Annotated in this window: 18 protein-coding genes; 14 read left to right on the top strand and 4 right to left on the bottom strand. The window is 63.7% G+C overall.

Annotation, left to right across the window (positions count from 1 at the left end):
• Positions 1–3: 3 nt before the first annotated feature.
• The 7 genes from XALGPE39_RS12065 to cobA all read left to right on the top strand — a co-directional run bounded on the left by XALGPE39_RS12065 (position 4) and on the right by cobA (position 10,712).
• Positions 4–1,119 (top strand): CmpA/NrtA family ABC transporter substrate-binding protein, encoded by a 1,116-nt coding sequence (locus XALGPE39_RS12065; RefSeq protein WP_045728397.1) that lies wholly within the window; start codon positions 4–6, stop codon positions 1,117–1,119.
• A gap of 580 nt (positions 1,120–1,699) precedes the next feature.
• Positions 1,700–2,398 (top strand): hypothetical protein, encoded by a 699-nt coding sequence (locus tag XALGPE39_RS12060; RefSeq protein WP_152624900.1) that lies wholly within the window; start codon positions 1,700–1,702, stop codon positions 2,396–2,398.
• 432 nt (positions 2,399–2,830) lie between these two features.
• Positions 2,831–4,039 (top strand): nitrate/nitrite transporter, encoded by a 1,209-nt coding sequence (locus tag XALGPE39_RS12055; RefSeq protein WP_045729184.1) that lies wholly within the window; start codon positions 2,831–2,833, stop codon positions 4,037–4,039.
• 58 nt (positions 4,040–4,097) lie between these two features.
• Positions 4,098–6,515: a nitrite reductase large subunit NirB gene (gene nirB, locus XALGPE39_RS12050; protein ID WP_235429908.1), complete on the top strand. Its 2,418-nt coding sequence runs from the start codon at positions 4,098–4,100 to the stop codon at positions 6,513–6,515.
• A 60-nt stretch (positions 6,516–6,575) separates the two neighbouring features.
• A complete protein-coding gene (gene nirD / locus XALGPE39_RS12045) occupies positions 6,576–6,899 on the top strand; it encodes a nitrite reductase small subunit NirD (protein ID WP_045729183.1) in 324 nt (107 codons plus the stop codon).
• Positions 6,900–6,913: 14 nt separating this feature from the next.
• Entirely contained in the window at positions 6,914–9,694 is a 2,781-nt protein-coding gene (locus XALGPE39_RS12040; protein WP_235429805.1) for a nitrate reductase, read from the top strand.
• A gap of 280 nt (positions 9,695–9,974) precedes the next feature.
• The gene (cobA, locus tag XALGPE39_RS12035; RefSeq protein WP_200893922.1) at positions 9,975–10,712 is read left to right on the top strand and encodes a uroporphyrinogen-III C-methyltransferase; all 738 of its coding nucleotides are present in this window, start codon (positions 9,975–9,977) and stop codon (positions 10,710–10,712) included.
• Positions 10,713–11,216: 504 nt separating this feature from the next.
• Here cobA and XALGPE39_RS12025 read toward each other — a convergent pair.
• Positions 11,217–11,594 carry a response regulator gene (locus XALGPE39_RS12025; protein ID WP_045728391.1) on the bottom strand — a complete coding sequence of 126 codons (378 nt, stop codon included), beginning with the start codon at positions 11,592–11,594 and terminating at the stop codon, positions 11,217–11,219.
• A gap of 114 nt (positions 11,595–11,708) precedes the next feature.
• Here XALGPE39_RS12025 and XALGPE39_RS12020 point away from each other — a divergent pair, with 114 nt between their 5' ends.
• The 5 genes from XALGPE39_RS12020 (at position 11,709) to hemC (ending at position 17,784) form a co-directional block, all read left to right on the top strand.
• Positions 11,709–13,007 (top strand): ATP-binding protein, encoded by a 1,299-nt coding sequence (locus tag XALGPE39_RS12020; RefSeq protein ID WP_045729182.1) that lies wholly within the window; start codon positions 11,709–11,711, stop codon positions 13,005–13,007.
• A gap of 328 nt (positions 13,008–13,335) precedes the next feature.
• A complete protein-coding gene (gene mdoH, locus XALGPE39_RS12015; protein ID WP_045728390.1) occupies positions 13,336–15,267 on the top strand; it encodes a glucans biosynthesis glucosyltransferase MdoH in 1,932 nt (643 codons plus the stop codon).
• Positions 15,268–15,308: 41 nt separating this feature from the next.
• Entirely contained in the window at positions 15,309–15,974 is a 666-nt protein-coding gene (locus XALGPE39_RS12010; protein WP_045728389.1) for a carboxylesterase, read from the top strand.
• Positions 15,975–16,037: 63 nt separating this feature from the next.
• Entirely contained in the window at positions 16,038–16,802 is a 765-nt protein-coding gene (locus XALGPE39_RS12005) for a LytTR family DNA-binding domain-containing protein (protein ID WP_200893881.1), read from the top strand.
• 58 nt (positions 16,803–16,860) lie between these two features.
• A complete protein-coding gene (gene hemC / locus XALGPE39_RS12000) occupies positions 16,861–17,784 on the top strand; it encodes a hydroxymethylbilane synthase (RefSeq protein ID WP_045729180.1) in 924 nt (307 codons plus the stop codon).
• Positions 17,785–17,868: 84 nt separating this feature from the next.
• Here hemC and XALGPE39_RS11995 read toward each other — a convergent pair whose 3' ends face one another.
• Positions 17,869–18,642 (bottom strand): DUF481 domain-containing protein, encoded by a 774-nt coding sequence (locus XALGPE39_RS11995; protein ID WP_045728388.1) that lies wholly within the window; start codon positions 18,640–18,642, stop codon positions 17,869–17,871.
• 181 nt (positions 18,643–18,823) lie between these two features.
• Between XALGPE39_RS11995 and XALGPE39_RS11990 the strand changes: the two genes are divergently transcribed.
• The gene (locus XALGPE39_RS11990) at positions 18,824–19,795 is read left to right on the top strand and encodes a YafY family protein (RefSeq protein WP_045728387.1); all 972 of its coding nucleotides are present in this window, start codon (positions 18,824–18,826) and stop codon (positions 19,793–19,795) included.
• A gap of 35 nt (positions 19,796–19,830) precedes the next feature.
• Here XALGPE39_RS11990 and XALGPE39_RS11985 read toward each other — a convergent pair whose 3' ends face one another.
• Complete coding sequence (locus XALGPE39_RS11985; RefSeq protein ID WP_152624970.1) at positions 19,831–20,193, bottom strand: helix-turn-helix domain-containing protein; 363 nt, start codon at positions 20,191–20,193, stop codon at positions 19,831–19,833.
• A gap of 155 nt (positions 20,194–20,348) precedes the next feature.
• On the bottom strand, positions 20,349–20,939 hold the full coding sequence (locus XALGPE39_RS11980) for a lipocalin family protein (protein WP_045728385.1): 591 nt from the start codon (positions 20,937–20,939) through the stop codon (positions 20,349–20,351).
• A 128-nt stretch (positions 20,940–21,067) separates the two neighbouring features.
• Here XALGPE39_RS11980 and XALGPE39_RS11975 point away from each other — a divergent pair, with 128 nt between their 5' ends.
• Complete coding sequence (locus XALGPE39_RS11975; RefSeq protein ID WP_045728384.1) at positions 21,068–21,346, top strand: hypothetical protein; 279 nt, start codon at positions 21,068–21,070, stop codon at positions 21,344–21,346.
• The last annotated feature ends 72 nt before the right edge of the window (positions 21,347–21,418 follow it).

Genomic DNA, 21,418 nt, shown 5'->3' with positions numbered 1-21,418 from the left:
CCGATGAACGCACCATTGCACCCCATCCCGCCCACGCTGCGCCTGGGCTACCTGCCGCTGATCGATTGCGCGCCGCTGATCGTGGCCGCGCGCCTGGGCCTGGATTTACGCTATGGCCTGCGCTTGGACTTGCAGCGCCAAGCGTCGTGGGCAGCGGTGCGCGACAAGCTGCTATCTGGCGAGCTCGACGCCGCGCATGCACTGGCCGGCTTGGTCTATGGCGTGGAATGCGGCATCGGCGGCCCGCAGGCGGAACTGGCGATCCTGCTCACCCTCAACCAGAACGGTCAGGCCATCGTGTTGGCACCGACACTTGCCGCCGCGCTGACGCAAGGCACGCCGTTGCCCGCAGCGTTCGCCGCGCTGGGTCGTGTGCCGGTGTTCGCGCAGACCTTTCCCACCGGCACCCACGCCATGTGGTTGTACGCCTGGCTGGCAGCGCAGGGCGTGGACCCACTGCGCGACATTCGTGCGGTGACGCTGCCGCCAGCGCATATGCCCGACGCCTTGGCGCGCGGCGAACTGGATGGCTACTGCGCTGGCGAACCCTGGGCCGCCCAGGCCGAGAGCGTCGGCGTTGGCCGGCGCATCATCCGTAGCGGTGAACTGTGGCCCGGCCATCCGGAAAAGGTGCTGGCCTGTCGCCGCGCCTTCGCCGCGTTGCAACCCGAGCTCGCCATCGCGCTGACCGCCACGGTGCTTGATGCCTGCCGCTGGCTCGACGATGCCGCACACCGTCGTGAGGCCGTGGCCTGGCTCGCCGACCCGAGCGTGATCGATCTGCCCGCCGAGCGCATCGCCGCCTGCCTGCTGCCGGGTGGCCTGGCCGACCACGGCGCCGACCCGCACGGCTTGCGCTTCCACGCGGGCGGCCTGACGAACTTCCCGTGGCTGTCGGACGGACGTTGGTTCCTGCAGCAGTTCCGTCGCTGCGGCTGGCTACCGGGCAGCGGCCCGGGGAGTGAGCAGGATGCGGCCCATGATGCGGACCTCGTGGCGCGCGTGCATCGGTTGCAGACGTATCGCGCGGCGGCGGCGTTGGTGGGGGTGGAGGTGCCACGGTGCGACGAGAGGGTGTATGGCTTGCTGGATCGGCATGCCCAGCGTTTGTCTGATTAGCACCTGGGTGTGCCGGAGTTACGCAATATCGGCATTCATCGGCATAGTTCATGCGGTTTTTCAGATGGGCGTGAACTATATGAAATTAAATCAATGTGGTGCCGTGATGAGTGCCGTATGTATGCTGCTGGCTGCGTTGGATAAACGTCGTGTTGTGGTTACATCGTATATATAGTAGTGGCTGTGCAGGAGTGCTTTTATAGGCATGTATGGATAATTTGGAAAAGGGAGGTGCGTTATTCGATGCGCACCTGAAGAGTGGTTCGGTGATCCGTTGCATGTTTAGAGGACGGGTTCTTTGTGGGGATTTTGCAGCTTAATACCTTCAGATCGATTGACGATTGCATTGGCTGTATGACTTCGTGTGCAGTGTCGGAGCTGGCGGAATGGTCGCTGGAATAGCGACGTCAGAATGATCTGTCCGCCGCGAAATGCGCGCTGGGTTTGGGTAATGTAGTTAATATTCGCGCATTGAAGTTGGTAAATTTACGTTTCTTGTCGGTCGTAGGTAAGTGCCTATGGGGAAGAGCTCTAGTGAATTATTTCTATCGGAATTTAAAAAATTATAGGGGGAGTGATGGTGGCGATAACAGAATTGAAGGGGCGTGCTCAGCAAGCGCAGGAGATTCTTCACCTGGCTCGTAAAGCAGTGGCAGATCTGGGCTTGAAGGCTGACGAGCGCGTTGCCACTTCTCTACCACTCGTACTGGCATCCATGGATCATGCAGACACGATCCTAGTTCTTCTGTGTGATCTACCTTATCGTTTCTGGTTGTCTAGTTTGGTGTTGCAGCGTACCCAGATGGAATACGTGCTTCGTGCTGCGTTCTTCGCCAAGGCCGCGAGTGAGAATGAGCTTAGGCGCTTCCGTGCGAAAGGAAAGATGCCTAACAGAGGGGAATCCAAAATCCACCTAGGGCGTATGGCTGAAGAAGCAATTGACCACCTGGGGTGGGAGGACAAGGAAAATTTTCTTGCCTCAGTGAGGGCTCATCAAAGACAACTTTCCACTATCGTCCATGGTGGTAAGGAAATCCTGTTGATCTATACCAAGAATAAAGAATGGGGCAGCAGCGATGCCGATGGGGCTAAGCTTGCGGGAAGCATCGATACGGTCTTGGTTTACGTTATGGTTGCTATGGCTGTTGTTATGTCACTTTCCCCTTTGGATAACGTCCAGATCGATGCAGTGGTACGGCCCGCTTTCGAGGCGTTCGAGCAGTATTCTAAGTTTGTCAATAATCCAATTGAAGATGAATGTCATGGAAGAGAGGCGTAGGCCCAACTCCAGCGGAGGGTGCCATTGCAGCAGCGATCAAGCGAAAAGCCAGCATCGTTGAAATTGCCGCAGAGCACAATAAAGGTGCGTCGCGCACCATTTCTGTTCGTTGATGCCTGACGCGGCGGCCGCGGAACGCGGCCGCAGTGCGCAGATGGCGTCTATAAGTCATTAAATTTAAAGTAAATAAAATCTCAATCCCTGTCCTGCGGACAGTTGGCACACCCCTTGCGATAGTTCCACCTGCGGACGCAACGGCGCGTCCGCATCAATCTGATCCGGCAGGCGGGCCAACGGCGGTCCTCCTGCTCCGACAACGGCGTCTTCCGGTGCGAACCGGACGGCGCCGTTTTCGTTTTTCTCCCTATGACTTTCCGCGCGCTGCGGGTGGTGTGCAGCGCTGCGGCCCCACGTTTCTCGGAGATGGCGCGGATGAATCGATCGTTCTGGCAAGCCGGGCATACGCCCACGCTCTTGGCGGCGTTCCTGTATTTCGATCTGAGTTTCATGGTCTGGTATCTGCTCGGTCCGTTGCAGGTGCAGATTGCGGCCGCGCTAGAACTGCAGACGCAGCAGCGCGCGCTGATGGTGGCGGTACCGATTTTGTGCGGGGCGGTGTTGCGATTGTTCCTGGGCATGTTGGCCGACACGATCGGAGCCAGACGGGCGGGGTTGCTGGCGCAGGGGGTGGTGATCGCGACGCTGGCGGTGGCATGGCAGGTGGGCGTGCACAGTTTTGCGCAGGTGCTGTTGCTGGGGCTGATGCTGGGTGTGGCCGGGGCTTCGTTCGCGGTGGCGTTGCCGCTGGCCTCGCGCTGGTATCCGCCGCAGCATCAGGGCACGGCGATGGGCATCGCCGGGGCGGGCAATTCCGGCACGGTGTTCGCAGCGCTGTTTGCGCCAGTGTTGGCGGCCGCGTTCGGTTATCAGGCGGTGTTCGGGTTTGCCTGCATCCCGTTGTTGTTGACGTTGCTGGTGTTCGCGCTGTGCGCCAAGGATGCGCCGGTGGTGGTGGGACGCAAGCACCTGGGCGATTACGCACGGGTGCTGGTCGGTAATCGCGATGCGTGGTGGTTCATGCTGTTTTACGCGATCACGTTCGGCGGTTTTGCCGGATTCGCCAGTGCGTTGCCTGGCTATTTCCATGATCAGTTCGATTTTTCGCCCAAGCAGGCTGGCTGGGCCACTGCGGCTTGCGTGCTGGCCGGTTCGGTGATGCGGCCGTTGGGCGGGGCGATTGCTGACCGCATCGGTGGTACCCGCACGTTGTTGGCGATCTATCTGTTGGTGGCGTTGCTGGTGTCGGCGGCGGCGGTCGGTGTCGGCGGGTCGGCGGCGACGGTGGCGCTGTTCGTACTCACTCTGCTCAGCCTGGGCACTGGCAATGGTGCGGTGTTCCAACTGGTGCCGCAGCGCTTCGGCGGCGATATCGGATTGATGACCGGATTGATCGGCATGGCCGGTGGCATCGGTGGGTTCGTACTCGCTGCGGGGTTGGGCGTGGTCAAGCAGCACACCGGGAGCTATGCGCTTGGGTTGTGGTTATTCGCTGGTTGCGCGCTGCTCGCCTGGGGGTTGCTGTCCAACGTCAAGCAGCATTGGCGCCAGCAATGGTCGGCCGCCGGTGCGGTGCGTGTCTGATTGCCACGGGAGCCAAATGCGAATGAACAAGCCAAGACTGGTGGTGGTGGGCAACGGCATGGCCGGCATCCGCACCGTGGAAGAACTGCTCAAGCTGATGCCAGGTATGTACGACATCACCGTATTCGGAGCAGAGCCGCATCCGAACTACAACCGCATCCTGCTCTCGCCGGTGTTGGCCGGTGAGCAGCAGTTCGACGAGATCGTGCTCAATTCGCTGGAGTGGTACGCCGAGTACGGCATCCGTTTGCATCTGGGCAAGGAGGTGGCGCGGATCGACCGGGTCAAGCGCAAGGTGATCGCCGTCGATGGTACCGAAGCGCCCTACGACAGGCTGTTGCTGGCGACCGGTTCGCTGCCCATCGTGTTGCCGGTGCCGGGCAAGGATCTCAAGGGCGTCATCAGTTACCGCGACATGCACGACACCCAGACGATGATCGACACCGCCGCGTGCAAGCGTCACGCGGTGGTGATCGGTGGTGGTCTGCTGGGGTTGGAGGCGGCCAACGGATTGAAGCTGCGCGGCATGCAGGTGACGGTGGTGCATTTGGCCGGTTGGTTGATGGAGCGCCAGCTCGATCCGGTGGCCGGAGCCATGTTGCAGCGTTCGCTGGTTGAACGCGGGTTGGAGTTCCGTCTCAACACCTCCACCACCGAGTTGGTCGGCAATGTCGCCGGTGAGGTGACAGCGGTGCGCTTCTCCGACGGCAGCCAGGTGCCGGCGGATCTGGTGGTGATGGCAGCCGGCATCCGTCCCAACATCGCGTTGGCGCAGGCTGCTGGCATCCATTGCACGCGCGGTATCGTGGTCAACGATACGCTGCAAACCTTCGATCCGCGGGTGTACGCGGTGGGCGAGTGCGCCAGCCATCGCGGCATCGCGTATGGCTTGGTGGCGCCGTTGTTCGAGCAGGCCAAGATCTGCGCCAATCACTTGGCCGGTTACGGGATCGGCATTTATCGCGGCTCGGTGGCCTCGACCAAGCTCAAGGTCACCGGCATCGATCTGTTTTCCGCGGGCGATTTCATGGGAGGGGAGGGCAGCGAGGAGATCGTGTTGTCCGATCCGGCCGGCGGCGTTTACAAGAAATTGGTGCTGAAGGACGACAAGCTGGTCGGTGCCTGCTTGTATGGCGATACCAACGATGGTGCCTGGTATTTTCAGTTGCTCAAGGACGCCAGCCCGATCGGCGAGCGTCGCGAGCGGCTGATGTTTGGCGAGAGCGCGCTGGGCGATGCTGGCACCGCCGGTCAGGATCGTGCCAGCGCGATGCGCGACAGCGACGAGGTGTGCGGCTGCAACGGTGTGTGCAAGGGCACCATCGTCAAGGCGATCAATGCGCAGGGCCTGTTCACCGTGGACGAGGTCAAGAAGCACACCAAGGCCGCCAGTTCCTGCGGTTCGTGCACCGGCTTGGTCGAGCAGATTCTGATGAATTGCCTGGGCTCCAATTTCCAGCAGACGTCCAAGACCAAGGCGGTGTGCGGTTGTACCGATCTGAGCCATGGCGATGTGCGCAAGGCGATCCGTCAGGGCAAGTTGCTCACCCACGCGGCGGTGTATACGCAACTGGAGTGGCGCAGCCCCAATGGATGTGCGATCTGCCGCCCGGCGATCAATTACTACTTGCTTTCGACCTGGCCGCGCGAGGCGGTGGACGATCCGCAGTCGCGTTTCATCAACGAGCGTGCGCACGCCAACATCCAGAAAGACGGCACGTTCTCGGTGATTCCACAGATGAAGGGCGGAGTGACCAACGCCTCGGAGTTGCGCCGCATCGCCGATGTGGCCGACAAGTACGCGGTGCCGATGGTCAAGGTCACCGGCGGCCAGCGCATCGATTTGCTCGGGGTGAAGAAGGAAGACTTGATCGACGTGTGGAAGGACCTGGGAATGAACTCCGGGCATGCCTACGGCAAGTCGATCCGCACGGTGAAGACCTGCGTGGGCACCGATTTCTGCCGCTTCGGCACGCAGAACAGCACGCAGATGGGCATCGACCTGGAGACGATGCTGGCCAATATGTGGAGCCCGCACAAAGTGAAACTGGCGGTGTCCGGCTGCCCGCGCAATTGTGCCGAGTCCGGAATCAAGGACGTGGGCATCATCGCGGTGGAATCGGGTTGGGAGATCCACATCGGCGGCAACGGCGGCATGAAGACCGAGGTCGCCAAGTTTTTGGTCAAAGTGCGCAGCGCCGAGGAGGTCAAGGAATACACCGGCGCGTTCCTGCAGTTGTACCGCGAGGAGGCGTACTACCTGGACCGCACCGTGCACTACATCGAGCGGGTGGGCATGGAATACGTGCGCCAACGCGTGGTCGAGGATGCGGATAACCGCCGCGCGTTGTACGAGCGCCTGCTGTACGCGTTGGAAGGTTTGCCTGATCCGTGGGCCGAGCGCATCGCCGGGGCCAAACAACGCGAGTATCAGCCGCTACGCGTGGCGCCGCCGCTGGCGCTGGTGGAGGACTGAACCATGGCGAGCGTTTCCGACCCGAGTGTCAGCGTGGCTGTCGGCAGCATCGGCGATGGCATGCGTCAGTGGATTCGCATCTGCCACCTCGACGACATTCCCGTGCTCGGCGCGCGCGTATTGCAGATGCCAGGAGTGGAGCCGATTGCGTTGTTCCGTAGCGAGGGCGAGCGTGTGTTCGCGCTGCTCGATCGCTGCCCGCACAAGGGCGGCCCGCTGTCGCAGGGCCTGGTCGCTGGCGATAGCGTGACCTGTCCACTGCATGCCTGGCAGATCGATCTGAACAGCGGCCAGGCCTGCGCGCCGGACGTGGGCTGCGCACGGCGTTTCCCGGTGCGTGTGCAGGCCGGCGAGGTCTGGTTGTCATTGCAGGATCCCGGCTGATGGAGAACGCGTCGATGCCGACCTCGTCCGTCAGCGCGCCGCGTCGCGTGACCCACTCCACCTGTTGCTATTGCGGTGTGGGCTGCGGCGTGCGTATCGAGACCGAACACGCCGCCGACGGCACCGCGCGGATCGTCGGCATCGATGGCGATCCGGCGCATCCTGCCAACTATGGCCGCTTGTGCAGCAAGGGCCGCACGCTGCCGCAGACCACGCACAGTCTGCACGGTCGCGCGTTGCAGCCGGAGCTGCGCGCGCACCGCGATGCGCCACGGCGCGCGGTGGATTGGGCGGTGGCGCTGGACAGCGTGGCCGAGCGGCTGACCAGCATCATCGAGCGGCACGGCCCGGACGCGGTGGCGTTTTATCTGTCCGGGCAATTGCTGACCGAGGATTACTACGTCTTCAACAAGTTGGCCAAGGGGTTGATTGGTACCAACAACATCGACACCAACTCGCGCTTGTGCATGTCCAGCGCGGTCAGCGGCTACAAGCTTGCCCTGGGCGCCGACGGTCCGCCGACCTGCTACGAGGATCTGGAACTGGCCAAGACCGTGCTGCTGGCCGGCAGCAACCTGGCCTATGCGCATCCGGTACTGTTGCGCCGTTTGGAAGAGGCACGCGCACGCGATCCGGACGTGCGCTGGATCGTGGTCGATCCGCGCCGGACCGACACCGCCTCGCTGGCCGATCTGCACCTGGCGATCCAGCCCGGCACCGACGTGGCGTTGTTCAACGGCATGTTGCATCACCTGATCTGGGAAGATCGCATCGACCGTGCATTCATCGCCGCGCACACCGCCGGTTTCGCCGAACTGCGGCAGACCCTGCGCGATTACACGCCCACGATGACCGCAGATTTATGTGGCGTGCCGGCAGCCGATCTGGTGCAGGCGGCGGAGTGGTTCGCGCGCGATCTGCCGGCGCTGTCGCTGTACTGCATGGGCTTGAATCAGTCCGCGCACGGCACCGACAAAAACCTTGCGCTGATCCATCTGCATCTGGCCACCGCGCAGATCGGCAAGCCCGGCGCTGGTCCGTTTTCGTTGACCGGTCAACCCAATGCGATGGGCGGGCGCGAGGTCGGCGGCATGGCGACCATGCTCGCGGCGCATCGCGAGATCGCTGACGCCGGCGACCGCGCTGAATTGGAGCGGCTGTGGGGCTTGCCGGAGCATCACCTCTCCGCGCAGCCTGGACTGCCGGCGGTGGCGCTGTTCGACGCGCTGCGTCGCGGTCAGGTCAAGGCGGTGTGGATCGCCTGCACCAACCCCGTGCATTCGATGCCGGATATCGCGCAGGTACGCGAGGCATTGCGTCAGGCGGAACTGGTGATCGTGCAGGAGGCCTTTGTCCATACCGACACAGTGCCGTTCGCCGACGTGCTGTTGCCAGCGGCGAGCTGGGGCGAGAAAGATGGCACCGTCACCAACTCCGAGCGGCGCATCTCGCGCGTGCGTCAGGCGCTGCCGGCGCCGGGCGCGGCGCGACCGGATTGGTGGATCGCCAACGAGGTGGCGCGGCGTCTGGAAGCACGCCTGGGCGCGCATGCTCCGCTGACGCGGTTCGGCTTTGCCGATCCGGCGTCGGTATTCGCCGAGCATCGCATGCTGACGGTTGGTCGCGACCTGGATATCGGCGGTCTCGATTACGCGCGGCTGGAGACGCAGGGACCGCAACAGTGGCCGCTGCCGGTCGGCGCTGCGCAGGGGCAGGCGCGGCGCTATGCCGATGGCGTGTTCGCCACCGCCGATGGTCGCGCGCGTTTTCATCCCACGCCCTACAAGCCCGTTGCCGAGCCGACCTCCGCGCGCTTCCCGCTGCGCCTGCTGAGCGGGCGCCTGCGCGATCAATGGCATGGCATGTCGCGTACTGGCCGGGTGCCGGCGTTGTTCGCGCACAGTCCGCAACCGTGTCTGCGCATGCATCCACAGGACGCGGTGCGGCGCGGTCTGCGCGAAGGCGAACTGCTGCGTATCGCCAGCAAGCGCGGCACGCTGGTGTTGCCGTTGCAGCTTTGCGAGGAGATGCGTTCGGGCGACGTATTCGCGGCGATGCACTGGAATGGACAATTTCTCGCCAGTGGCGGGATCAACGAAGTCAGTCTGGCGGCGGTGGACGCGCGCTCACAGCAGCCGGAACTCAAGCATGCCGCGGTGCGCGTGGAGAAGGCCGAGTTCGGCTGGCATCTGCTGTTGGCGCGGCGGGGGGATGCGCTGGCGCTACAGGCGGTCGCGCAACCGTGGTTGCGCAGCTTCGCCTATGCGTCGCTGAGTTTGCAGCCAGAGGCGCGGCAGGGCGCAGATCCGAACGCGGATGCGCCTGCATGGCTGGTGCTGCGCGCCGCCGCTGAACAGCCGCCGGCACAGGCGACATTGGAGGCATTGGCGGTGGCGCTGGATCTTGCAGGTGGCACCGACACCCTCGAATACCGCGACGCGCGCCGTGGCCTGCTCAAGCGTGTGGTCTGGCGCGGCGATGCTGGTGCTGGCTATCTGGATGGTCTGCTGCTGGCCGGCAGTCAGCCCGATTCTGGCGGCGATGCCCTGCTTGAGCGTGCGCTCACCGGCACGGTCTGGGATGGGCCGCGTTTGGCGGTGTTCGCCCAGGCCGCTGGCGGGGTGCGTGATCCGCTGGTGTGCCAGTGCGTGCAGGTGCGCGCCTCGGCGATCTGTGCCGAGGCCGCGCGTGGCGCGACGCCGGCGCAGGTCCGTGCACGCCTGGGGTGTGGCAGCGTCTGCGGGTCGTGCATGCCGCAGGTGCAGCGGCTGTGCGCCGAGGTGGTGGTCGCATGAGCGGGCCTGCGCGTCTGGCCAGCCTCAGCGCACGCTGCGTGCGAGGTGGTGCCGAGGAGCGTGGCGGAATGCCATTGCGTTTTCGGCGTCGTTTGCCGCGATCGATCTTGGTATCGGCGAGGGTGTATCGATCTGCTGGCCGCCAATCCGCTGGCGTCGTTGCCAGCCGTTTTTGTGGGGGTGGATGGTTGCGCGCGGATCCAGGGGTGGTGTGTGTTCCTTCGATGGGGAGTGAGCGATGAAGCATGTCAGTGTGTCCGCCGCGCGTGGCGACGGCGAGGTGGTGTTGTTGTCGGCTGGTCCGGGCGATCTGCAACTGTTGACGCTCCAGGCGGTGAATGCGCTACGCAGTGCGCAGGTGTTGCTGCTCGACGATCTGGTCAATCCGCAGATCGTGCAATTCGCGCCGCAGGCACGGGTGATTCGCGTCGGCAAGCGCGGCGGTTGTCGTTCCACGCCGCAGGCGTTCATCTGCCGATTGATGCGTCGCTACGCGTTGCAGGGGGCGACGGTGGTGCGTGCCAAGGGGGGCGAGGCGTTGTTGTTCGGGCGTGCCGGCGAGGAGATCGCGTTCTTGCGCGCAGCCGGCGTGCCGGTGCGCATCGTCAATGGCGTCAGTGCCGGCATCGCCGCAGCGGCCGGACTCGGCATGTCGCTGACCCACCGCACGCATTGCCATGGCATCACCTTCGTGACCGCACACACCCGCGACCATGGCGAGCCGGACTGGGCCGCGCTGTGCGCCACCCGCACCACGTTGGCGATCTACATGGGCATGGCCCGCGTCGCGACGCTGGCCGACAGCCTATTGCGGCATCTGCCCGCCGATACGCCGGCGGCAGTGGTGCAGTCGGTGAGCCTGCCGCGGCAGGTGCAACTTTTGACCACGCTGGCGCGTTTGGCGGCCGATGTCGCGATGCTCGTCCCGGGCGCGCCAGGAGTGATCCTGGTCGGCGAGGCGGTCGCCGAGGCGCGCGTGCAGGAGGCGCCGCTGCAATCGATGTGTGCGATGGTGTGAGTCGGCAATACAACGCTGCGTGCGTCATTGCGAACCGCTCGTGGGTACGGCTTCGGACGATCTTGAGCCATCCGCCTCAGCGCGATGCAATAGCGCGTCTTCGAGGGCGCGCGAGGTGGAATAAGAAAAAGCGATGTGCTTGCGAGTATCGAAGCAATTTTGCGCTGTTCAATCAGGCGCTGATTCACGCAATAAACGGTGCATGAAATGCCGCCTTGTCTAAGCTGGTCAGCAGGTGGCGTTAGAACGCAAAACCGTTGTCATGCAGATGCAGCAAAACATGTGCGTCAATGAATCGTTTAGTTTTACTGTGCGTGGATGATGCGCAGACACTGTGCAATGACTGTGGTGTGCGCTGTCATTTCTGCGGTGCTGGTATGCAGTGGCGAGATGATGCGAGTTGCGGTGCGTTCGCCACTGGAATTGAACGGGAATTGAACGGTTTTATTTTTGTGGGCACATTCAGCGTGCGGTTCGATGGCGCGCTGGCGTCGGTCGCCGATGCTAGACGCTTCCACTTTGCAAGCGATGCAGTGCGGCGAGCAGTTCGCTGCGGCGGTATGGTTTGGGCAGAAAGTCGGTTTGCGCGGGCAGATGGTCTGCCTCTGGGGTGTGCAGGCCCGAGGTCAGCAGGACTGGGAGCTCGATCCCTTTGCGCCGCAGTTGGCGGACCATGCCGAGGCCGTCGCAACGGGGCATCTGCACATCGCTGAAGATCAGATCCACGTCCGGATGCCGCGCCAGCTTCTCCATGGCTTCGTGCGCTGTACTTGCCGCCAGCACGCGGTAGCCATCGGCGGCGAGCATGTCGGCGGCGAGCTCGCGTATGGTTTGATCGTCTTCCACCAAAAGAATGGTGGCCAGGGCGCGTGTTGCGCGCATAACGCTGTCACCGCAGAATGCTGAGGTACGCAGCTTCGCGGTTTTCCAGTGAAGCGCTGGTGATGCTGGGGCAATCCCGATACTCTCGACTTCATTATGACTGCGAGAAGCAGCTTGTCCACTCACGCCCGCTATCGGCAGATCGTCGAACTCTCGCACGATTGCATCAAAGAAGTCGGTTGCGATGGCGTCGTGCGTTCGATCAATACCCACGGGCTGACCTTGCTTGGGGTGGCCGAGCCCAAGAGCATCGTCGGGCGGCCCTGGGTGGAGCTGTGGCCGGAGGATATGCAGCCGCTTGCCGATGCCGCGTTCGCTGCGGCCTTGCGCAACGAGCAGAACGAATTCTGGGCGCAGCGTCCCTCCCAGGATGGGCGGCAACGGTGGTGGCATGTGATGGTCAGTCCGCTGGCCAATGCGTCGGCACTGGTCGAAAGCGTGTTGGTGATCAGTCGCGACGTCACTCCGCAACGCCAGATCGAGCAGGCACTGCGTACCCTGGGCGATCTGACGCTCGGGCGCGCACAGAGGCATGCCGAGGCTGAGGCCATGGTGCAGGCCGAGGCTGCCGCGCTTGGTCGGCATTGGCAGGTGCAGCACTCGCAGTTGCGTGGGCAACTGGATATCGCTCTGGCGGCGCAGCGCGTCGCCGAGCGCGCCATGGCTCAGGCGCAGAAGGGCGAGGCAGTCGGACAGATGCTCGCCGGCGTCGTTCATGACTTCAACAACATGCTGCAGACCGCGATGACCTCGGTGAGTATGGTCGCCGACCAGCCGCAGCGTCTGCAGCCGGACCAGCTCAGGTTGCTGAGCATCGCCGGCGATGCGCTACAGCATGGTGCGCGGATGACCCGGCGCCTGCTCGGCTTCGCGCGGGCGCATCCAGTCAAACCAGAGTGGTTGGACCTGTGCGACTTGGTCGTGCAGATGCAGCCGCTGCTGGCGCAGGCACTGGGAAGCGAGATGCGGCTGCAGTTGGAGACATCCGCCAGCCCCGCAACGACCTATGCCGACCGCAATTCGGTCGAACAGGCGGTGATGAATCTGGCCCTGAACGCGCGCGATGCCTGCCGCCCGGGCGACGTGGTCTGGATTCGTTGCGGGACGCTGGAAGTGCCGCCTTTGCGCGCGGCGGCGATGCGCCAACCCGGTACATACGTCACCCTGACGGTGAGCGATCACGGCGAGGGGATGTCGGAAGAGACCAAGTCGCGTCTGTTCGAGGCGTATTTCACCACCAAGCCGGAGGGAAAGGGGACCGGGCTGGGGTTGGCTCAGGTCTATGGTTTGGTGCGTCAGGCTGGTGGATTCGTCGATGTCGATTCCGAATTGGGTCGCGGCACCACGATCACGCTGGCCTTTCCGCTGGTGCCACGGCCGCTTGGCGATAGCGCCGATTCCATCGTTTCCTAGCGCGCTCAGGTGTTCGCCCGTGCCGGTGGCGGTTGCCGTCGTTTCTGGCCCGAGTCTGGGTGGGCTCCGGATCCTGGGTGGCGGTGAAGGCTGGCATGCCTGAACGGATCTGACGCTGGGACCGCCGTCACGTCTGTGACAGCCTTCGTGAAGGCTTACTATCTAGGCTTTACAGTGGCAGTGGTGCGTGCCTGCGCACAGGAGCGAACGTGGTATCGAGTGGCGAACACAACAAGGCTCGCGCGGTCGCGACGTTAAACGTCGCGATGTCTGTGCGCGCACAGGTCCAATGCTGGCGTGGCGCTGTCCGAAGCGGTCGGCGGATCGCATGAGTACCATCGCCCCACCCATGCCCATGCCCGCTGTAGTGTCCCTGGATGCCGGTCATGCGGTGTTGCCGCCGGAGTCACCGCTGGCGATGCCGCTGCAGTCGCTGGGCGAGGGTAAGTTGCGCAATGAGCGTCTGCCCAGTACGCCAGTCGGTATCGGTTGGCGGCGTTTGTATGTCTTCGGCACCACCGCAGCGATGACCGCCTATGCCAGCATGCTGATCGGCAAGGTCTTGCTGATCGGCGGAGTCAGCGTGCTCGAAGGCTGTCTGATGGTGTTGTTCGTCCCGATGTTCGCCTGGATCACGCTGTCCTTTGTCAGTGCGCTGGCCGGATTCTTCACCCTGGTGTTCGGCCATGGCCGCAAGCTGGGCATCGATCCGGATGCGCCGCTGCCCAGCGTGCATTGCCGCACCGCCTTGTTGATGCCCACTTACAACGAAGATCCGCATAGGCTGATGGCCGGTTTGCAGGCGATCTACGAGTCGGTGCAGGCCACTGGTCAGCTCGATCGCTTCGATTTCTTCATCCTCAGCGATACCACGCGTCCGGCCATCGGCGCAGAGGAAGAAGTGGTCTATGCCGACCTGGTGGCGCGTGTCGGCGGCCATGGCCGGTTGTTCTACCGTCGTCGTGCCAGCAACACCGGGCGCAAGGCCGGCAATATCGCCGATTGGGTCCGCCGCTTCGGTGGCGCCTATCCGCAGATGTTGATCCTGGACGCGGATAGTTTGATGACCGGCGACAGCATCGTGCGCCTGGCAGCGGGGATGGAAGCCAATCCGGATGTCGGCCTGATCCAGACGCTGCCGGAAGTGGTCAATGGCAATACCCTGTTTGCTCGCATGCAGCAGTTCGGTGGCCGCGTTTACGGCCCGGTGATCGCCTTCGGCGTGGCCTGGTGGCACGGTGCGGAAAGCAATTATTGGGGCCACAACGCGATGATTCGTACCGAGGCCTTTGCCGCGCATGCTGGCCTGCCGGCGCTGCCAGGACGCAAGCCGTTCTGCGGTCATGTGCTCAGCCACGATTTCGTCGAGGCCGCGTTGATGCGTCGTGGCGGTTGGGCAATGCACATGGTGCCGTATCTGCAGGGCAGCTACGAAGAAGGCCCGCCGACGCTGACCGATTTGCTGGTGCGCGACCGTCGCTGGTGCCAGGGCAATTTGCAGCATTCCAAGGTAGTGACTGCGCGCGGCCTGCACTGGGTCAGTCGCATGCACATGCTGGTCGGTATCGGCCATTACTTCACCGCGCCGATGTGGGGCATGTTGATGTTGATCGGCATCGCCGTCCCGTTACAGAACGGCGGCATTGATCTGGTTGCCTCGGTGTTGGCGCCGTTTTCGCCTGCGCGCTACTGGCACCAGCAGGATTCCAGCCGGATGTTCTGGGTGTTCGCGGTGACCATGTTCGTGCTGTTGGCACCCAAGATGCTGGGTTATCTGGCGATGGTATTCGCGCCTGAGAAACGACGCGCTTGCGGCGGTGCATTGCGCGCGCTGTTGAGCATGTTGCTGGAGACGCTGTTGGCTGCGTTGATGGCGCCGGTGGTGATGTACGTGCAGTCGCGCGGTGTTGCCGAGGTGCTGGCCGGCAAGGATTCGGGTTGGGATGCGCAGCAGCGCGACGACGGTCGTCTGTCGTGGCGGGCGCTGTTGCGCAGCTATGGCGGGTTGAGTGTGTTTGGCTTGTTGATGGGGAGCATGGCCTATGCGGTTTCGCCATCGCTGGCTGCGTGGATGGCGCCAGTCGTGATCGGAATGGCGTTGGCCGTGCCGGTGGTGGCGATCAGCTCCTCGCGCGCGGTGGGCCTTTGGTTGCGCAAGCTGCGTATTCTCGCCATCCCCGAGGAATCGCAGCCGCCGGCGGTGTTGTTGCGCGCGGCAGAGTTACGCCGCGAGGCCGCCGCTCGGCGCGCCGAAGCGTGAGGCACCGGGCATAATGTCGGGCATCACGATAGGGGTCTGACATGCTGGAAACCGTGGAGCACGAAACCGGCGCCGCGCCGCGCTGGAGCGTTCTTTGGCTGCATGGGCTGGGGGCGGATGGTCACGACTTCGCGCCATTGGTGCCGCAGTTGGTCCGGCCGGGCTGGCCGCCGTTGCGCTTCGTGTTCCCGCACGCGCCGATGCGCGCGGTGACCATCAACAACGGCGTGCGTATGCGTGCCTGGTACGACATTGTCAGCATGGACTTTGCACACCGCGCCGATAGCAGCGGAGTCGCTGCCTCGGTCGGCCAGGTCGAGGAGCTGATTGCGCGCGAGCATGCGCGTGGTGTTCCAGCTGAGTGCCTACTATTGGCCGGTTTCTCCCAGGGTGGGGCCATCACCCTGGCGGCTGGGTTGCGCCGGGAACAGCCGTTGGCAGGTCTGATTGGTCTGTCGACGTATTTGCCTGAATTGGCCGAGGTGGCCCGCTGGCATGCTCCAGCGGCGCTGTCGCAGCCGCTGTTCATGGCCCATGGTCAGAGCGATCCGGTGATCCCGCAGGTCTATGCCGAGCAGACCGCGCAGGCGCTGCAGGCGCTAGGCATGCCGGTGCAATGGCAGCGTTATCCGATGGCGCATCAGGTGTGTGCCGAGGAAATCGCCGATCTTGGCGATTGGATGGCGGCGCGTTTCGCTGCCGTCTGAGTCCGGGTTTGCTGCTGGCGGGATTGCGTGCCCCGATGGCAGGTGGCAAGGGTGCCCGCTACTATGCTCCAGAGCGCACGCCAGCCGACCGAGGAGACGCAGGTGAAAGTGCTGATCGCCGACGACGAACCCCTGGCCCGCGAGCGTCTGCGTGTCTTGTTGGCCGAGCATTCCGGTGTCGAGGTGGTGGCCGAGGCCAGCAGTGGCTTGGAGGCCTTGGATGCCTGCGATCAGTGGCGTCCGGATCTGGTGTTGCTGGATATTGCGATGCCCGGTCTCGATGGCCTGGAGGCCGCCCGCTACCTCGCTGCGTTCGAGCCCCGGCCGGCGGTGGTGTTTTGCACGGCTTACGACGCGCATGCCTTGTCCGCGTTCGAAGCGGCGGCGATCGACTATCTGATGAAGCCGGTGCGTGCCGAGCGTCTGGCGGCGGCATTGCAGCGTGCGCGCATGTTCGTGGCCGGGCGTGCCGACAGCGCCGCTGTGCCGATGCAACGCCGTACCCAGTTGTGCGCACGTTTGCGCGGTAGTCTGCGCTTGATTCCGCTCGATACCATCCACTATCTGCAGGCCGAGGAAAAGTACGTGGTGGTCCACCATGCCGCGGGCGAAGATTTGATCGAGGAATCGCTGCGCTCGCTGGAGGAGGAGTTCGCCGAGCGCTTCGTTCGCATCCATCGCAACTGTCTGGTCGCGCGCCAGGAACTGGTCGAACTGCGTCGCCTTGGCGATGGCCAGGTGCAGGCGGTATTGCGCCATGGCAAGCAGCCGTTGGAAGTGAGCCGTCGTTGCTTGGCGCAGTTGCGGCAGGGGATCCGTCAGCGCTGAAGGTGCTGCATTCCCATTGCGGCAGCGTCACATGCCGGCTTTCCGCGATAATGCGCGGATGAAGATCCTGCGTATCGCCACTCGCAAGAGTCCGCTCGCCTTGTGGCAGAGCGAATATGTCGCCGCCTGTCTGCGGCGCGCGCACCCGCAACTTGAGGTGGTGCTTGTGCCGATGAGCACACGCGGCGACGAAGTGCTGGACCGCTCGTTGGCGGCAATCGGCGGCAAAGGGCTGTTTCTGAAGGAATTGGAGCTGGCGATGTTGCGCGGCGAAGCCGATTGCGCGGTGCATTCGCTCAAGGATGTGCCGATGGAATTGGAGCCGCCGTTCGTGCTGCCGGCGATCCTGCCGCGTGCCGATTCGGCCGATGCACTGATTTCCAATCTGTACGCGGCATTGGATGCGCTGCCGCTTGGTGCCCGCGTGGGAACCTCGTCGTTGCGCCGGCAGGCGCAACTGCGCGCGCGGCGTCCGGACCTGCAACTGCTGGACCTGCGCGGCAACGTCAACACGCGTCTGGCCAAGCTGGACAATGCGGATTACGACGCGATCATACTGGCCTGTGCCGGCCTGCAGCGGCTGGGTCTGGAGCCTCGCATCACTCAGCGGTTGCAGGCGCCGGACTGGCTGCCGGCTCCGGCGCAGGGGGCGATTGCGCTGGAATGCCGCCAGGACGCGACCGCGGCACGGGCGTTGTTCGCCGTGCTGGACGATGCCGCGACGCGTGCCTGCGTGGAGGCCGAGCGGGCGATGAATCGCGCGCTGCACGGCAGTTGTCACGTTCCGGTCGCTGCCTTCGCCCAGTGGCGGGGCGAGGATCTGTTGTTGCAGGGGCTGGTCGGTGATGCTGCCGACGGACGCCTGGTACGCGCGCAGTTACAGGGCAGCGCACAGGATCCTCAGGCACTGGGTCAGGCTGTGGCTGATGCCCTGCTCAGTGCTGGCGCTGGCGCATTGCTCGACATCGACCGAGCCACTTGAACGTGTGCTATTGCCGCACGAGCAGGCATCCATCCGCTGTCGCCTGATGCCGCCTGCGACGCAGTGAGTGCCCAATCGCGAGTTTTATTTGAACTTGTAGACCACGTTCACCGTCGTCAGCGTGTCGGTTTTTTCCTTTCCGACGCTGACGACGCTGTTGTAGCGTGCTTGCCAAGCGGCTTTGAGCGCCAGACGCTCGTTCATGTTCACCGAGATGCCCAGGTCGTTCTGGGCAAAGGTGTCGTAGGCGCCCGATTCGACCAGCAGGGTATTGTCCAGTTCGGTGTTATGGGTGAGTCGATATTTGAAATCGACCAGGCCGCGGCCGATCAGCCCGGTTTCGGTGCGGTCCTGCGCCGCGTCGTGGGCGCGGCGCACACCGGGGCCGATCTGTACGTCGATGCTTCTGTGGTCGCCATCCATGATCCGCGTGCCGTAGCCGATACCAATCGTGCCCAGCCGGTCGTAGGTGGCGAAGTCGTCGCGTTCGTAGCGCAGGGAGGCGGTCAGTTGACGGTGCTCGCCGAGTTGCAACGCGCTGCCGGCGCTGCCGGTGTAGCGGTTGGAGGTGGTCTGGCGCAAGCGTGTGATTGTGCCGTCCGTGTTGGTGTTGGTGTACTCGGCGCTGGCGCGTAGCGCGAACAAGTCCAGGCTGTGGATCCAGTCGCCGTCCACGTATTGGCCCTTGAACCTGCCGTTGATGCTCTCGTTTGAGCTGTTGCCGTGCGAGGACGCGATGCCCAGTTCACCCGATCCGCTCCAAGGCGAGCTGGCCGGATCCGTGTCAGCGGCCCATGCCGAAGACGTGCTCAGCAGCAATGAGGCGATGGTGGATGCGATGGGGGCACGGCGGGACATGAGCTTCTCTCAGCAGGTGGGGGGCGGGACGCAGCCTTCGGCTAACGAGTTGGAAACGATTTCATCATACCGGATCCACATCCCATCCTGGTCACGGACTGCATGATCGATTTGGGCGCTGGCGCTGCCGGTCTGCGCTGCAGCGGGCGTTTTCAGCCTCGGACTCAGACATAATTGGGGCATGGACCGCTACGAACGCATCAATGCACTGCACCGCCAGCTCAAGTCCGCGCGCTATCCGGTGACGGTGGCGCGGCTGCAGGACGAACTGGGCTGTTCCCGCGCCACGGTTTACCGCGATCTGGCGTTTCTGCGCGATGCGTTGATGGCGCCGGTCGAGGGCGATGGTGAAGCGGGTTTCCGCTACGAATCCGCCGAAAGCGACCGTTTCGAACTGCCGGGACTTTGGCTGAGTTCCGAGGAATTGCATGCGCTGCTGGCCTCGCAACAGTTGCTGGCGCGCACGGGTGGCGGAGTATTGTCCTCTGTGCTGGCGCCGCTGCAGCAACGGATCGAAAGTCTGCTCGCCGCGCAGGCCGGAGTGACCCAATGGCCGGTGGAGCGGGTGCGGGTGATTCCACATCGCGGTCGCAAACTCGACGAGGCCAGCTTCCGCACCGTTGCCTCGGCGGTGCTGGAGCGTAAGCGGCTCTCGTTCGACTACCGCGCACGTTCCACCGACGAATCGACCAAGCGTACCGTTTCGCCGCAGCGCATCACCCACTACCGCGACAACTGGTACCTGGATGCCTGGGACCATGGCCGCGATGCGGTACGTAGTTTCGCGGTGGACCGGATCAATCATGCGCGGTTGCTCGATCAGCCGGCACAGGACGTCGCCGACGCCGAGCTGGATTCCCAGCTTTCATCCAGCTATGGGATTTTCTCCGGTGCGCCCAAGGGGTGGGCCACGATCGTGTTCAGCCCCAAGGCGGCGCGCTGGGTGGCCGACGAGCACTGGCACTCCAAGCAACAGGGGCGATTTTTGCCCGATGGTCGCTACGAACTGAAAGTACCCTACAGCGTCTCGCGTGAGTTGCTGATGGATGTGTTGCACTATGGTTCCGATGCCGAGATCGTCGAGCCGCGCTCGTTGCGCGAGCAGGCCAAGGCGCTGCTCGCGCTGGCATTGAGCAATTACAGCGACGATTGAGCCGGCCAGCATCGCGGTGGCCGCGCCCTGTTGGGCTATTCCGGAAGGGCCTGTGCGACGGCGCTGTTGCTGAGGATGGTGCCGATGTTGCGCTCGATGCAGTCGACCAGTGCGTGCACATGCACGGCCATCTCTTCGCCGAGCGGAGTCAGGGTGTACTCCACATGCGGCGGTACCACTGGGTAGGCGGTGCGCTGCACGAATCCGTCCGCTTCCAGCGCGTGCAACGTCTGCGACAGCATCTTCTCGCTGACTCCCTCCAGGCTGCGGCGAAGGTCGCCGAAGCGGTGCGTGCCCTTGCTCAGCGCTACCAACACCAGCACGCCCCAGCGGCTGGTCACGTGGCTCAGGATCGCGCGGGAGGGGCAGTTCTGCGCGAACACCTGTCCGCGTAGCATCGCCGGGTTGGCGGAGGAGCAGGCTGGGTTGTGAGTGGATTCGGGAAGTACGCTGGCCAAGGGGATGCACCTGTCTGTGGGGGAAGGTTTCCCGATCATACGAGCAGCGCCGTCGGCTTCGCTGAGCGGCAGGTGATCGTTGCGTGCCGGGACGCTCAGGGCTTTTGCGGGACCTCGAAGCCAAGCCGTCCGACCTGCTCGCGGCGTTGCGCCACGCGCAGGAGCTTGTCGGTGTTGATCCCGTATTTATGATCCATTTTGTCCACCAATTCGCGGTATTGCTTTTGGCTCATGTCTGGATCACGCGCGAATACCCAGGCCAGATCGCGTCCGGGATAGTCGATCAGCGCCCAGGAATAGTCCGGCGCCACTTCCAGGATGCGGTACTTGGTGGGCAGCACGGCGAAGAACCAGGTGGTCCAGCGATGGTTGCCGGTTCCTTCGTTGATCGTGGCGTGAGAGGTGATTTCCTTGATTGGCTCGTCGAAGCCTTTGCGGTACTGGTAGCGCACGGCGATCTTGCCATTGTCCTTGAGCGTGTACTCGTCGCTGCTGGCGACATGGCCGCGTTCAGCGAAGTACGGGATATGTGCGATCACGTACCAACGGCCCATGAAGCGCTGCAGATCGATCGGCGGTTGCGCTGTTTCCTGCTCCTGCGGGCTTTGTGACTTTGCCCGCACTGTCGACGCAGGGGCGAGGATGCCGAGCAGCAACACGGAGGCAAACAGAGCAATCAGGCGCATGGGGGAGTTCCGAGAGGTAGGGTCGAGCGTAACGGATTGTGCGCTTCCGGCGTGTCAATAGTGCGTCGCAGTCCTTGAGATGTGACCGCGGCACCTTGTGTGCCTTGGTCATTACAGGAGTCACCGTCATGCAGAATATCGCCGTTTCAGGTCGGGTCCATGTCCCGCATCCGGGCCTGTGTCGCCTGCTGCAACAGCTGATGCTGGTCGGGCTCGCCATGGTCGCGATGTGGCCCGCCGCGCGCGGGGATAGCGCATGGCTGGGCTGGCGACCGCTGTGGTTGTTGGGCATGCCACTGAGCGCCTGGTGGGCGTTGCACCGCTTCCCGATGCCGCTGCGGCCGCTGTTAGCCTGGATGCGGGCCCGGCCGCGTGTGCAGGCGCGGCGGCGTGTGCCGGTGCGCTAGCCTCCCGGCGCGGCCTGACCTTCGGCAGGGGGAGGTCGCGGTGGCGCGTGCTACGGTGCGCTGCCCTTTTCC

Source organism: Xanthomonas sp. GPE 39, from assembly GCF_000963005.1.
GTDB lineage: Bacteria > Pseudomonadota > Gammaproteobacteria > Xanthomonadales > Xanthomonadaceae > Xanthomonas_A.
This window is presented reverse-complemented; position numbering and strand designations above follow the sequence as displayed.